The sequence below is a fragment of the Massilia aerilata genome (assembly GCF_042656905.1).
Classification (GTDB): Bacteria; Pseudomonadota; Gammaproteobacteria; order Burkholderiales; family Burkholderiaceae_D; genus Telluria; species Telluria aerilata.
On record NZ_JBHSMZ010000002.1, the window covers coordinates 1 to 13,507 of the forward strand.

A 13,507-nucleotide genomic window follows, 5' to 3' on the forward strand; every position below is an offset into this window, starting at 1 on the left:
CACAATAACTCTTCCTTACTGCTCTCTTGCGTTTACAACAGGTTCATCCCGGAAACCCGCGATGAACCTTTTTTTTAGGCGCTTTTTTCCATTTCGCGCCGCCAGGATGCAGCTCGCGCTGCCCGGCTGCGCTTCGTCGCATCTTCCTTCCGCAGCCTGTCCGGCTGGCTACAGTGCAGCCATCCATGGTAAGTTCCACGCTGCTCAACAAGGAAAGCCGATGACGACTCCCGCCCGCGCCCAGCACCCGCTCGACATGTTCGCCCTGTTCCGGCGCTGGCCTGCATCGGTGTGGCGCAACCTGGTCTATACCGCCTTGTGGAGCAGCCTGATCGGCCTGGCCCTGACAGCCTTTTTCGTGCTGATGGGCGCCCGCACGACCATGTCCGGCCCGAGACTGCTGGGCATGACGCTGCTGACCTCGAACACGATCGGCTTCCTGATCCACTTTGCGCTGGCCGCCCTGCGCAAGGCCTTCCCTGCTGCGTGGGCGCGCCGGTCCTGGGCGATGCGCGCCTGCCAGGTGCTGCTGATCGAAGCCTGCGCGGTGCTCGGCTTTACGGTGCCGGACGCCCTGCTGCGCGGCGCCGACCCGGTCTCCGCCCTGCTGCGCGACGGCGCCCTCGCGCCCATGCTGCCGATGGGACTCGTGATCACCGCCCTGACGATGACGATCCTGGCCGTGAACGAAAGGCGCTTTGTGCGCGAAACGGAAGCCGCGCTGCAGCAGCAGAAGATCGCCGAAGCCGGCCGGTTGCTGGCCGAAGCCCGCCTGCGCACGCTGCAGGCCCAGATCGAGCCGCACTTCCTGTACAACACCCTGGCCAACGTGGTGAGCCTGATCGGCAGCGAGCCGGATCGCGCGAAGCACATGCTGGAGCGCCTGATCGACTTCCTGCGCGCCAGCCTGTCGGCCAGCCGCGCCGAGCAGGCGAGCCTGGGCGCGGAGCTCGACCTGGCCGGAGCCTACCTCGACCTGCTGGCCGTGCGCATGGGCGCGCGCCTGCGCTGGCGCATCGAGGCCGGCGCAGACTGCCGCGATGTGAAGATCGCGCCGATGCTGATCCAGCCGCTGGTCGAGAATGCGGTCATGCACGGCATCGAGCCCAAGGTCGACGGCGGCGAGATCGTCGTGCGGGCCGCGTGCGGCGAGGGCCTGCTGCGCATCGAAGTCAGCGACGACGGCATGGGCCTCGGCCTGGCGCCGCCGCGGCCCGGCGGCGGCGTCGGCCTGGCCAACCTGCGCGAGCGCCTGCGCAGCCTGCACGGCCCCGGCGCTCAGCTACAATTATTGGAAAACCAACCCGCCGGCGTGACTTCGCGCCTGCTGCTGCCACTGGACCCAGCGTGACCACCGCCCTGCTCGCCGACGACGAACCCCATCTGCTGTCCTATCTGGAGGAGCAGCTCGCGATCTCCTGGCCGGAACTGAAGATCATCGGCCGCGCGCCCAACGGTATCGAGGCCCTGCGCCTGATCGACGAACTGGCGCCCGAGGTCGTCTTCCTCGACATCCAGATGCCGGGCCTGAACGGGCTGCAGCTGGCCAGCCGCCTGGGCGAAGGCGGCAGCGCCCCTGCCGTCGTCTTCACCACCGCGCACGAGCAGTACGCACTGCAGGCCTTCGACAGCGAAGCCTTCGACTACCTGCTGAAACCGATCCGCCTGGAGCGCCTGCAGCGCACCGTGGCGCGCCTGAAGGAGACGCTGGCCGAGCGCGCGCCCGCGCCGGCGGCGAACCCGGAGGCCGCCGCGCAGCTGGCCGCGATGCTGCGCCAGCTCGGCGTGCCCGTGCCCGGCGCGCCGCCTGCAAGCTTGCCCGCAGCGCCGGCCGCGTCACCGCTGCAATGGATACGCGCGGCCCAGGGCCAGGAGACGCGCCTGATCGCGGTCGACGAAGTGATCTACTTCCAGAGCAACGACAAGTACACCAGCGTCTTCATCGCCGACGGCGAGCACCTGATCCGCACCCCGCTGCGCCAGCTGCGCGAACAGCTGGATGCCGATCGATTCTGGCAGATCCACCGCGGCGTGATCGTCGCCGCCCGCCACGTGGCCGGCACCCGCACCGACTTCCGCGGCCGCCTGCTGGTCAGGCTGAAGGGCCGGCCGGAAGAGCTGGTGGTGAGCCGGAATTTCGCGGACCTGTTCCGGCAGATGTAGGGGATTTTCCAGCCGGGCAATCGGAACAGGCGTATTCGCGCCTTGGGTTACCATGGGTGCGTTGCCGTCAAGCAAGGACCGGGATGTCCACGTTTCACGTACCTACTTCGAATCTTCGCCGCATTCACCTCACGCTCACCCTCGCGCTGGTCCTGGTCGCCGCGCTGGGCATCTTCTTCGTCCGTGAGGTCGTCGCCCTGCAAACGGCGATGGACAAGCTACGCGACAACGACCAGGCCCGTGTCGAAGTACGCAGCGTGCTGGTCGACCTGCTCGATGCGGAAACCGGACAGCGCGGCTTCATCCTGACCGGCCAGGAAAGCTATCTGACGCCATACTATCGCGGCAAGAACCACATCCGGGAAAGCATACGCCGGGTCCAGCAATCGGCCGGCGCCGAGGATGAGCGCGTGAAGGATCTCCCGAAAATCCTGCAGCTGGCGGAACGCAAGCTGGAAGAGCTGGACCGCACGGTGGTGCTCAAGAAGCAGCAAGACCACGCCGGCGCGCTGGCGGTCGTGATGGGCGGCTACGGCAAGGCCACCATGGACGAGGCGACCCAGCTCATCCAGCGCAACATCGAGCAGCTGCGGCGGCAGCGGGACGAGAATATCGACCGGCTCGATGCACGGCTGCGGCGCGCCGCCGTCCTGCTGGTCCTGATCCTTGCCACGGTGTCGGCGCTGGCCGCGCATGCCTGGCGCTCGCTGTCGAAAGCGGTCGCCGTCAACAACAGGCTGGCCCAGACGCTTTCGCGGGAGGCGTCCAACGATGCCCTGACGGGTCTGCCGAACCGACGCTTCTTCGACCGCTGGGCGCGCCAGCTGGTCAACCGGAGCCGCCGCGACAAGGGCGCGTTCACGCTGCTGCTGATCGACCTCGACGGCTTCAAGAAGGTCAACGATACGCTCGGCCACCTGGTCGGCGACGATGTCCTCAAGGAGGCCGCCCGGCGGCTCCAGGCGAGCCTGCGCGGCGGCGAGCTGCTCGCGCGCCTGGGCGGCGACGAATTCGGCCTGCTCATCGAAGGAACGATCGCCCGCACCGACCTGGAAAAGCTGGGACGCCGGCTGATCGACTCGCTGTCGCCCAGGCTGCACCACCGGCTTGCGGATGGCGCGGTCGGCGCCAGCATCGGGGTCTCGTGCTTTCCGCATAACGGCGACGATATCGACGCCTTGACCGAGGCGGCGGACGGCGCCTTGTACCGGTCCAAGGAAGGCGGCCGCGGCATGGTGTCGTTCGCGCACATCGGCAGCAACGACATGATCAAGGCACGGCCGGACGGCAGAGCCTGAACATCACTTGCCGGTCCCGACGCCCTGGTTGCGCAGGATATCGCAGGCCGTCCCCACGTGAAAATAAAAATTCGGCAGCGCGAATGTCAGCAGATGGCTCTCGCCGCTGAAGCTGCGCCTTTTTTATCGCGGCGGGAGGAAGCGGAAGGTCGGCTCGATGTTCATCGCGTGCAGGCGGCGCACGATCTCTTCCAGTGTCGCGTCCTTCAAGAGTACGCCATCCGCCGTGCCGGCCTTTGCCTTTGCAGGGGCCTTGGCCGAAGCCGGGGCCTGGACCTCGAGCGCGAACGGCTCCGCCGCCAGCGCCTCGCTCGCCGCGCTGGACGCCGGCTCCACCGGCGCGGGTGCCGGCGCGGGCGCCTGTTTCTGTTCGAGCTTGTGCAAGGCCTCGCGGAACTGCTCGTCGGCGATGCTGTCCAGGCCTTCCAGGAAGGCCGCCTGCCCTTGCAGCGGCGGCGCCATTTCCAGCCCCGATTCCTCGGCAAAGGACGCGCCCATGCCCGGATGGATGAAGGCCGCCCACTTGCCGCTGCGCGGGTTCAGGCAGGGCGGCAGGTAGACCGGCGCGGTGGCGGCGTCGGGCGCCAGCTCGGTCTGCGGAAAGTAAGTCCGCTGCAGCAGTTCCAGGAATTCCTGCGCCTCGCCGGCCGGCACCGGCGACGCCAAGGAAAGCCACAGGCGATAAGCGCTGGCGCCGTCGATGCTCACCGCCGGCGCCGGCAGGCCGAGCTCCGCCTGCAGCGCGTTCGCGACCCGGCACAGGCGGTCCCAGTGCCCCGCTTCGCCATCGCCGAAGACCTTGCGGAAGGGGATGGCAAACGCGCGCGCCAGGCCGTCCGCCGTGGTCAGCTTGATGGCGAGCGTGGTCTTGCCGGCGACATGGGCGGCCAGCGCTTCGCGCGTTACCGCTTCGGGCGCGAGGTAGAGCCGCGTCAGTTCTGCGATCAGTTTTTCCATAATCCTCCTAGTTCATTCCGCCGCGGCGGGCGGCATTCTTGCCGAGCGCCGCCAGGTCGAGGTCCGCGTCGCCGTGGTCGATGGCTTCCTTCAGCACGGCCTGCAAGGCGTCGCCGAAGGCCAGCGGCAGGTTCTTGCCCTGCCCCGCCTCCACTGCCAGGCGCACGTCCTTCTGGCCCAGGGAAAGCTTGAAGCCGGCAGGGCTGTATGCTTGCCGCGCGATCATGCCGCCATAGCCTTTATACACGGGCGAGCCGGCAAACAGGGTGGTGGTGATCAGGTCGATGAAATTCGCGGGCGGGATGCCATGCGCACCGGCCAGCGCCGCGCCCTCGCCCATCGCTTCGATCGCGCAGGCCAGGGTCAGGTTGCAGGCCAGCTTGACGGCATTCGCCTGCTCGGGCGCCTCGCCGAAGCGCCAGGTCTTCTGGCCCATCAGGTCCAGCAGCGGCTGCACGCGCGCGATCAGTTCGTCGCTGCCGCCGGCCAGGATGTTCAGCTTGCCGGCTTCGGCCACGTCGACGCGGCCCAGCACCGGCGCGGCCACGTAGCCGACGCCCTTCTCCACATGCAGCGCCGCCATCTCGCGCGCGAACGCGACGGAGACCGTGGCCATGTTGACGTGGATGCTGCCGGGCGCCATCGCGTCCAGCACGCCGCCGGCGACCATCACGTCGCGGGTCGCGTTATCGTCGGCCAGCATGGTGAAGACGACGTCGGCGATGCCGCATTCGGCGGCCGTGGCGGCCGGCCTGGCGCCCTTCGCGGCCAGGGCCTGCACGGGGCCGGGGTTGCGGTTCCAGACGTGGACGATCTGGCCTGAACGCAGCAGGTTGGCGGCCATGTGCTGGCCCATGCTGCCCAGGCCGATGAATGCGATGGTCATCTGGGTATTCCTTACGTTAGCGCTGATACCGTCGTTCCCGCGGAGGCGGGAACCCAAGTCATATTAAACCAGCAATCCGGCAAGCACGCTGCGAGCGCGCCTGTCGGGTGCGCTCAGGGACCGTCCGCCGCCGCCCGCAGCGGCAGGCAGCGCCAGGGTTCGACCATGTCGTAGTAGCGGTTGCGCACGCCCACCTGATAGCACACCTGGTTGCCCGCCACCTGGTCCAGCGGCAGCCAGGCGACCGGACGCTGGCCGTAAGGCTCCAGCCGGTCGACGGCGACGACGTCGTCGATCCGGCTGTCGGCGCGCGGGCGGAACTGCACCACCAGCCGCTGCCCTTTCGCCAGCGGGGTGTCCAGCTGGACGGCGATGCCGACCCGGCCGGCTTCGCGCACCAGAAGGCCGCGCGGCCGCGGCATGCGGTCGATGGCCGCTGCGAACGCCTCGCTCCCTCGCTTCAGTTCCAGCGCATGGTCGTTCAAGACCAGGTTGATGTCGAATCCGGCCCGCTGGAAAGCGCTGCGATACAGTTCGTAGCCTTCGAGCTCGGGCGGGAAATCCGGTTGCGCAAGCGCCGCCAGCACGCGCCGCGGCGCCTCCTTCCCGTAGCGCTTCACGAAGACCTCGATCAGGCCGGCGCCGAGCGGGTATTGCAGCCGCCAGTCGAGCTTGCGCTCCAGCGTGCGGTTGTCGAGCACCTCGTCCTGGCTCAGCAGATGGCGCCGGAACATGGCCGCCACCGCCAGGCTTTCGAGCCGGCGCATCTCCGCATCGTCCCGGTAGGCCGGCTCCGACCAGTGCGCGAGCCCCTCGTTGAACAGGGACATCCTGTCGAGTCCCCGTCCACGCTCGCCGCCGGCCAGCCAGCTCGCGATCACGTGCACGGTTTCATGGACCAGCGTGTTCTGCCAGCCGGGCTCCAGGTTGACGCGGATGCGGTTGTGCCTGGCCAGTCCCGCCGTGTGCTTGATGCTGCCCGCCAGGTCGACGTCGATCAGCGGCGCCTCCCCGATCTCGACCGACAAGGCCTGGGCGGCGGCGGTGAAGGCCTTGTCGGCCTCCTTCAACTCGCGCTCGTCGACCTTGCGGCCGGCGGGAACGTTGAACGTATAGTGCGCGGTGACGACTTTCCTGGACCGCTGGTCCGCCGCCATGGCGGCCACGGCAACGGAGGCGCCGCCGTCCGGCTCGTCCTTGTCCTTGTCCCGCGCCAGGACCATGGCGACAAGCAGGGCAATCAAGCCGCCGGCGCACATCACGATCACGAACGCCCGTTTCTGCGCCAGCCGCGCCAGGCGCAGCATGCCGGCCCCGCCGGCGCCGGCGAACAGCAGCCAGGCGGCCGCCAGGCAGGCCGCGGTCAGCGCGGCCACGGACCACACCGTGTCCCCGGCCCATCCCTGGGTCGACCAGCCATCCGCGATCAGCTGGGTCGGATCGAGCGCGGTGCCGGCGCGCGGCCAGGCGCCCCTGAGCAGCATCAGGGCCGCGGCGCCGATCGCCAGCAGCGCCCAGGCAAGGTAGCGCAGGAAGCCGAACAGCAGGCCCAGCGCCAGGCCGGACGCCAGCAGCAGCGCATAGCGCAAGCCCAGCCAGGCCAAGGACGCCACGGCGACTGGTTCGTCGATGGAATGGCGCAGCCAGGCCTGCAGCGCCCAGCCGAGGATGGGCGTGGCCGCCGCATAGACGAACAGGCAGGCGCCCGCCACCATCAGCTTGGACAGGAAGACCTCGCTGCGCCGCACCGGCAGGCCATCGAGAAAGGCCAGCGTGCCATCCTCGAGTTCGCGCGCCAGCAGGCCGCTGCCCATGGCGAAGGACAGCAGCAGCGAGAGGAAGGCGCTCTCGGTCCAGCGGGTGCCGGCAAACAGCGTGAAGCTGCGGTGCCAGGTGTACAGGTCGCCGGCCGCGAGTTCGAGCAGGTCGAGCAGGACCAGGACCACGAGCAGCCAGGCGAAGGGCCGCATGCCCGCCCACTCCTTGGCGATCAGGACACGCTTCATGGCAGCGCCTCGCGCACGGCGCCCAGGCGATAGCGGCAACCCAGGGCGGAATCGAAGGCCTCGGCCATGACGAACACGCGGGTGCCGGCGGCAAAGGTGGCAGGCAGCACGCCGCTGGCCGCCGCTCCGGCCCAGTAGGCCGTTTTCGGGTCGACGTAAGCGTCCCCCGGACTCAATGCTTTGTAGCGCACCGTCAGGCCGGCCGGGGTAGCGCCGGTGATCCGGTAGCGCAGTTCGGACATCGCGCCGGCCAGCCGGGTCGCCTCTACCCGCAGCACGGATGGCTGCGCCGGGCCCTGGTTCTGCCCCTGATCCTGGCGCATCGCCAGCGCCAGTTGCGGCAAGGGCAAGCCTTCCCGCGCCAGCAGATCGGCCGTGGCGGCGACCCGCACCAGGCTGCGCGCGTCGTCGCTGGTCGGCTGTCCAAGTGCCGCGCGCATCAGGCTGCGGTAGCGCGCCGGGCCGAGGCGCTCATGCAGGATCTGCACGGCGCGCCATGCGTAAGCGCTGCCCAGGCATTCGCCGAGCACTTCGTCGGTCGTGTCGGCCTCACGCAGGGCGGTTTCATCGTCCATGCCGTGCGCGCGCAAGAGCCGCGAGGCGAAGTCCGCGCGGCGCCGCAGCAGCGCCGCGTAGCCCTCGGTCCGTTCGGCTTCCCACCAGGCGCTGAAGCCGCGCAGCAGCCAGGTACGGTCTTCGCGCCACACATAGGCCGGCGACTGGTCGAGGATTTCGGCGATCCTGACCGTCTCCCGCAATTGCTGCAGCGCCAGCTCGGGCGCGCCGAGCGCGGCCCGCACCACCAGCTGGTTCGGACGGGCCTTGCCGAAGCTGATCTCATGCGCTTCACGCCAGGCATCGGGCACCAGCGACACCGGCGCCAGCTGCCGCAGCCCGAGCCAGGTCCGCACGGCCGCAAGATCGGACGACATCTGCGCCGCCAGTTGCGCCGCCGGCATGCCGCCGACATCGCCGCGCCAGCCGACATGGACGACGGGATCGCCCCGGCTGGAGACGGCCTGTTCCAGGCGGAAGGGCGGCGGCGGTTCGCGCTTCTCGAGCAGCGTCGACAGTCCGGCGACGAGGCCGAACGCGAACGCCATCAGGGTCCGCGCACGCGACGACATGCGCCGCGCCAGCACGACCGCGAGCGCCCCGCGCGCCGACACCGCCAGCATGATCGAGACGCCCATCAGGCCGAGCGCCAGCCCGGCGGTGATGGCCAGTTCGCGCCAGGGCGGCGGCGCCCCCAGCAAAGCCATCGCATCGCCCGCGACCAGGAAGGGCGGCCATTCCGCCATGGGCTGCTGCACGCGCTCGCTCAGGGTGGCGACCAGAAGCAGCAGCAGACCCCAGACGACGAAGCGGAAACGCAGGGTCAGCGCGATGGCGAAGGCGCCGGCATACACGAACAGGAGATAGACGATGCTGCGCAGGGCGACCAGGCCGACCAGGCCTGCGCGCAGGTAGACCTGGTCGCGCACGACATACAGCGCGATGCAGAAGGCCGGCACGAAAAACAGCATCAGCGCGCCCCAGCCGGCCAGCCATTTCGTCAGCAGCACCCTGCCGCGGCCGATCGGGAGCGTCTCCAGGAACAGCTGGGTGCCGAGACCGTATTCGCGCATCACCAGCCGGTTCGGCAGCACGACGGCCGCCAGCGTGCCGAACATCACGACCTGCGAACGCCAGGCCTGCAGCGGCGAGACCGCGCTTTGCGCGGCGATCCACAGCAGGGCGAAGATCGCGCCGCCGATCAGGTGCAGCAGCAGGACGAAGCGCCAGTGCTCGCGCCATTCCTTGCGGGCCAGCGCCATCATGCCGCGCGCAGCTCGTCGGTTCGGGCAAAGGCCAGGAAGATGTCTTCGAGGCCCAGTTCCTCCACCGCGGCGCCGGGCGGCAGGCTGGCGCCCTCCCATGCGGCGGCGTCGGCGCGGTAGACGTCGCCCCGTACCCGCTCCCATCCCGGCTGCTCGAAAGGCTGGGCCAGTCCCGCGATCCGCCTGACTTGCGCGCGCAGGCTGCGGACCGTCCCTTCGAAGCGCGTCGATCCGGCCTGGATGATGCCGACCCGCTGCGCCACCTGCTCCACCTCGCCGACCAGGTGCGAGGAGAACATCACCGTCGTGCCCTGCTCGCGCTGCAGTTCGATCAGCTGGTCGTTGAATTCGCGCCGCGCCACCGGATCCAGCCCGGTGGTCGGCTCATCCAGCAGCAGCAGCGGCGGCCGCGAGGCGAAGGCCAGCGCCAGCGACAGCTTGGTGCGCGTGCCGCCCGACATGGCCGAGGCCTTGCGGTCGGTCGGGATGTCGAGGCGCCGCAGCAGGCGCTCGAACTCCTCCGCGTCCCAGGTCGGATAGAACTCGCCGACGAAGCGGCCGAGCTGGCGCGCCTTCATCCACGGATAGAAATGCGGCTCCTGTGGCACGAAGCCGATCTTCTGCTTGAGCCGGACCGGCACGGACTTCACCTGCTCGCCGAACAGCTCGATGCGGCCGGCATCCGGCGGGCTCAAGCCCATCAGCAGGCGCAGCGTGGTGGTCTTGCCGGCGCCATTGCGGCCCAGGAAACCATAGATCTCGCCTTCCGGCACGGCCAGGTTCAGCTCGTTCAGGGCGAGCACCTTGCCGAAGCGGTGCGTGATTTGTTCGAGGCGCAGCAAGCAGGTCATCGTGTGTCGGGCAATGGGAATGTTTCCATCGTAATACAAATCGCGAGAAGTTGTATCTCTTGCAACGTCGAATTTACAAAATTATGATGCTGCGTCGGCAGGAGCGCTGCGCCACGCGAGTGTCCTTCACGTTAAGCTGGAGGTGCAATGGAAATCGCCGCCGCCACCTGTGTCCTCCTGCTGGTCGCCACGACCTTCATCCACTACGAGGTGCTGCGCCTGCTCACCGCCGGCCTTCCCGTATTGCGCATCCGGCCGCGCGTGCAGCTGATCTTCGTGATCGTCGGCGCGTTCGGGGCGCACTTCCTCGAGATCCTGCTGTATGGCGGCGCCTACTATGTGCTGGCCACCTGGTTCGACATCGGCAGCATGGGCCAGCCCGGACAGCTGCCGTTTTCCCGTTGCCTCTACTTTTCTGCCGAAACCTATACTACGTTGGGTTATGGGGATGTGCTGCCGCATGGGGACTTGCGCCTGCTGGCGGGGCTGGAGGCGCTGAACGGGATGCTGCTGATCGGGTGGACCGCGTCTTTCACTTTCCTGTCGATGGAACGCTTCTGGGGCCAGGGCCAGCGGTAAAGCAGGCTTTCCCGCGGCTCGCGCTCGAGCTTACTTACCGAGGGTCGCCGGCACGATCATGGCGATCGTCGGTTTACGTATTTGCATGACCCCACGATACGCTCGCACCGGGCGCCATTGCATTCTCGAGCGCGGCCCGCAGCATGTCCAGGGAATAAGGTTTCGGCAGCGTATCCACGTCTCTCAGCGGCGTCGCGCTGCCAAAGCCGCTTGCAAGCAAAACACGTAGATGCGGAAAGCGGGCTTTTGCCAGCTGGATCAAGTCGTCGCCCTGGATGCCCGGCAGCTGCTGGTCTGCGATCAGCAGCTGGATATCGGGCGTAAGTTGTTCCAGCGCCGCCTCCGCGCTGCCGACCGCGACAACCTCGTAACCAAGGAACTCCACCATGTCGCGCGTGTTGTTGCGGATGTCGGCGTCGTCTTCCACCAGCAGCACCTTGGTGTCCAGATGCGCCGCCGGTGCGGCCTGGTGCCCGATGCCCGCCGGCGCCGGGACGGCGGCTTGCCGCTGCTTTTCGTTTGCCAGCACATGCCGGATCTTCCTGGCCAGGCTCTCCTTGGTATAGGGCTTGCCGATCAGTTCAACGCCGCGATCGAGGCGGCCACCATGCACGATCGCATTTTCCGTGTAGCCCGAGGTGAACAGCACCGCAAGCCCTGGAAGACGTTCTTGCGCTTTGCGCGCAAGTTCGGGACTGCGCAAGGGCCCCGGCATCACGACGTCGGTGAACAGCAGATCGATGTGGGCGCCGCTGTCGATGACGGTCAGCGCGGCGCTGGCCTCATTGGCCTTGAGCACGCGGTAGCCGAGCGTGGTCAGGATATCGACTGCCGTTGCGCGAACGGCGTCGTCGTCCTCGACCACCAGGACGGTTTCGCTTCCGCCAACGACCGGCTGCGTTTCCAGCGGCACATAGCTATCTTCCGCATCGCGCGAGCGCGGCAGGTAGAGCTTGACGGTCGTGCCTTCGGCAATCTCGCTGTAGATCTTGATGTGTCCGCCGGACTGCTTTACCAGACCGTAGACCATCGACAGGCCGAGGCCGGTGCCCTTGCCTTCCGCCTTCGTCGAAAAGAAGGGCTCGAAAGCCTGGCGCATGACTTCCGGCGACATGCCGCTGCCGGTATCGCTGACGGCAATCGCCACGTACTGGCCGGGCGCAACATCCGGGTGGGTGGCGCAGTAAGCGCTGTCGAGCAGGGCATTGTTCACTTCGATCGTCAGCTTGCCGCGCCCGTCCATCGCGTCACGCGCGTTGATGGCCAGGTTGAGAACGGCATTTTCCAGCTGAACGACGTCGACCGAGGTGCTCCAGAGGCCGCCGGAGACGACGGTTTCCATCTCGACTTCCTCGCCCAGGCTGCGCCGCAACATGTCTTCCATGCCCGTCATCAGGCGGCCAATCTTGACCACCTTCGGCTCGAGCGGCTGCTTGCGTGCGAAGGACAGCAAGGAACTGGCCAGTTTGGCGCCGCGTTCGACACTGGCCAAGGCATTCTCGACCCTGCGGCGAACGGCCGGCATGGCATGCACGTCCCCTGAAATCAGCTGCAAATTACCGGAAATAACTTGCAAGAGATTATTGAAGTCGTGCGCGACGCCACCGGTCAGCTTGCCGATGGTTTCCATTTTCTGCGCCTGCTGCAGCGCGGCTTCGGACTGGCGCATGGCTTCCGCGTGTTGCAGCTCGGCCGTGATGTCCCTGCCGATCGCGTGGATGAAATGGGTGTCGGGCACGGCCGTCCAGGACAGCGTGCAGTAGGTCCCATCTTTCCGGCGGTAGCGGTTCTCGAAACGGAAAACGTGGGCGCCGCTGCTGAGGGAGCTGACCCTGTCGATAGTGGGCTGCAGATCGTCGGGATGCACGAGATCGAGGAAAGAGGTCCCGGCCGCCTCCTGCTCGGACCAGCCCAGCGTCGACGTGAAGGCCGGGTTGACGGCCGTCAGCCTCGCGTCGAAATCGGCGATCAGCATGATGTCTTTCGACAGGCGCCAGATGCGATCGCGCTCGGCCGTGCGCACCGAAACCTGCTCCTCCAGTGTCGCGTTCAGGCGGACGAGTGCTTGTGCGGTCGCTTTCTGGTCTTCGATATCGGTGTTGCTTCCGATCCAGCGAACGACCTCGCCACCCTGGTTATGGATCGGTACGCCGCGCACCAGGTGCCAGCGATACGCGCCATCGTGCCGCCGGATGCGGAACTCGACTTCGTATTCGCGCCCTGCCGCGAGCGAGGCCGACCAGCGATCCACCACGGTGGGAATGTCATCCGGATGGATGATGCTTGCCCAGGCTTCGCCATCGAGCTCGCCTTCGCGCGCGCCCGAATACTCGTAGACGCGCTGGTTGAACCAGTCGAGCTGGCCGGTCGCCGGCGCCGTCCACACCTGGTGCGGCATGGCGTGTGCAAAGGTGCGGAATTTTGCTTCGCTTTCGCGCAGCGCGGCTTCCGTTTGCACCTTGACCGTCGTTTCGACGACGACGGCGAGCACGCCGGCAATCTCACCGCTCTCCTCGACAATCGGAGAATAGTCGAGGTTCATCCAGACCGGCTCCGGCTGGCCGTTTCGATGCAGCGTCAGCTGCTGGTCGACGTAACTGAGCGTGTCGCCGCGCATGACCACCTTCATTACATGATCATTGAAGTCCGCCACTTCAGGCCAGCCTTCGCGCACCTTCGATCCGAGCAGCCGCGGGTGACGCCCGCCTGCAAAGCCCGAATACGCATCGTTATAAATCATGAAGCCGTCTTCGCCCCACAGGGTGACGATCGGCACCGGTGAACGCAGTATTGCGCCGACGGTCGTCTTCAGGACCCCTGGCCAGACTTCGATCGGTCCCAGCGCGGTTTGGCCCCATGGGAAGTCGCGTATCAGTTCCGCAGTGTTACCGCCCTGGTCGAGGAAGCTGAAGGTATGAGAGGACATGTACGAGATTCCGATGGGCCA

10 protein-coding genes and 1 pseudogene are annotated in these 13,507 nt (G+C 67.5%); 4 read left to right on the plus strand and 7 right to left on the minus strand.

Annotated features, from left to right (window positions below; all coding sequences use genetic code 11):
• Nucleotides 1–220 precede the first annotated feature (220 nt).
• From ACFPO9_RS04345 to ACFPO9_RS04355, 3 genes are all read left to right on the plus strand, one after another.
• Nucleotides 221–1,351 (plus strand): sensor histidine kinase, encoded by a 1,131-nt coding sequence (locus tag ACFPO9_RS04345; RefSeq protein ID WP_379767631.1) that lies wholly within the window; start codon nt 221–223, stop codon nt 1,349–1,351.
• Nucleotides 1,348–2,163 carry a LytR/AlgR family response regulator transcription factor gene (locus ACFPO9_RS04350; RefSeq protein WP_379767634.1) on the plus strand — a complete coding sequence of 272 codons (816 nt, stop codon included), beginning with the start codon at nt 1,348–1,350 and terminating at the stop codon, nt 2,161–2,163. Before ACFPO9_RS04345 ends, ACFPO9_RS04350 begins: the two co-directional genes overlap by 4 nt.
• An 83-nt stretch (nt 2,164–2,246) precedes the next feature.
• On the plus strand, nt 2,247–3,461 hold the full coding sequence (locus ACFPO9_RS04355; RefSeq protein ID WP_379767637.1) for a diguanylate cyclase domain-containing protein: 1,215 nt from the start codon (nt 2,247–2,249) through the stop codon (nt 3,459–3,461).
• Nucleotides 3,462–3,464: 3 nt separating this feature from the next.
• Here the strand turns inward: ACFPO9_RS04355 and ACFPO9_RS04360 are convergent.
• From ACFPO9_RS04360 to ACFPO9_RS04385, 6 genes and pseudogenes are all read right to left on the minus strand, one after another.
• Nucleotides 3,465–3,572: pseudogene (locus tag ACFPO9_RS04360) on the minus strand (DUF1993 family protein); the annotation flags it as partial.
• A 12-nt stretch (nt 3,573–3,584) separates the two neighbouring features.
• Entirely contained in the window at nt 3,585–4,418 is an 834-nt protein-coding gene (locus tag ACFPO9_RS04365) for a hypothetical protein (protein ID WP_379767640.1), read from the minus strand.
• A gap of 7 nt (nt 4,419–4,425) precedes the next feature.
• Nucleotides 4,426–5,304: an NAD(P)-dependent oxidoreductase gene (locus ACFPO9_RS04370; RefSeq protein WP_379767643.1), complete on the minus strand. Its 879-nt coding sequence runs from the start codon at nt 5,302–5,304 to the stop codon at nt 4,426–4,428.
• A gap of 113 nt (nt 5,305–5,417) precedes the next feature.
• Complete coding sequence (locus ACFPO9_RS04375; protein ID WP_379767646.1) at nt 5,418–7,310, minus strand: ABC transporter permease; 1,893 nt, start codon at nt 7,308–7,310, stop codon at nt 5,418–5,420.
• A complete protein-coding gene (locus ACFPO9_RS04380) occupies nt 7,307–9,130 on the minus strand; it encodes an ABC transporter permease (RefSeq protein WP_379767649.1) in 1,824 nt (607 codons plus the stop codon). The genes ACFPO9_RS04375 and ACFPO9_RS04380 overlap by 4 nt, the downstream gene beginning before the upstream one ends.
• Complete coding sequence (locus ACFPO9_RS04385; RefSeq protein ID WP_379767652.1) at nt 9,127–9,981, minus strand: ABC transporter ATP-binding protein; 855 nt, start codon at nt 9,979–9,981, stop codon at nt 9,127–9,129. Before ACFPO9_RS04385 ends, ACFPO9_RS04380 begins: the two co-directional genes overlap by 4 nt.
• A 147-nt stretch (nt 9,982–10,128) precedes the next feature.
• On the opposite strand from ACFPO9_RS04385, the gene ACFPO9_RS04390 reads away from it, so the two are divergent.
• On the plus strand, nt 10,129–10,560 hold the full coding sequence (locus ACFPO9_RS04390) for an ion channel (protein WP_379767655.1): 432 nt from the start codon (nt 10,129–10,131) through the stop codon (nt 10,558–10,560).
• A gap of 73 nt (nt 10,561–10,633) precedes the next feature.
• On the opposite strand, the gene ACFPO9_RS04395 is transcribed toward ACFPO9_RS04390, so the two are convergent.
• Nucleotides 10,634–13,486, minus strand: coding sequence for a PAS domain S-box protein (locus tag ACFPO9_RS04395; protein WP_379767658.1), 2,853 nt, complete (start codon nt 13,484–13,486; stop codon nt 10,634–10,636).
• Nucleotides 13,487–13,507: the final 21 nt, after the last annotated feature.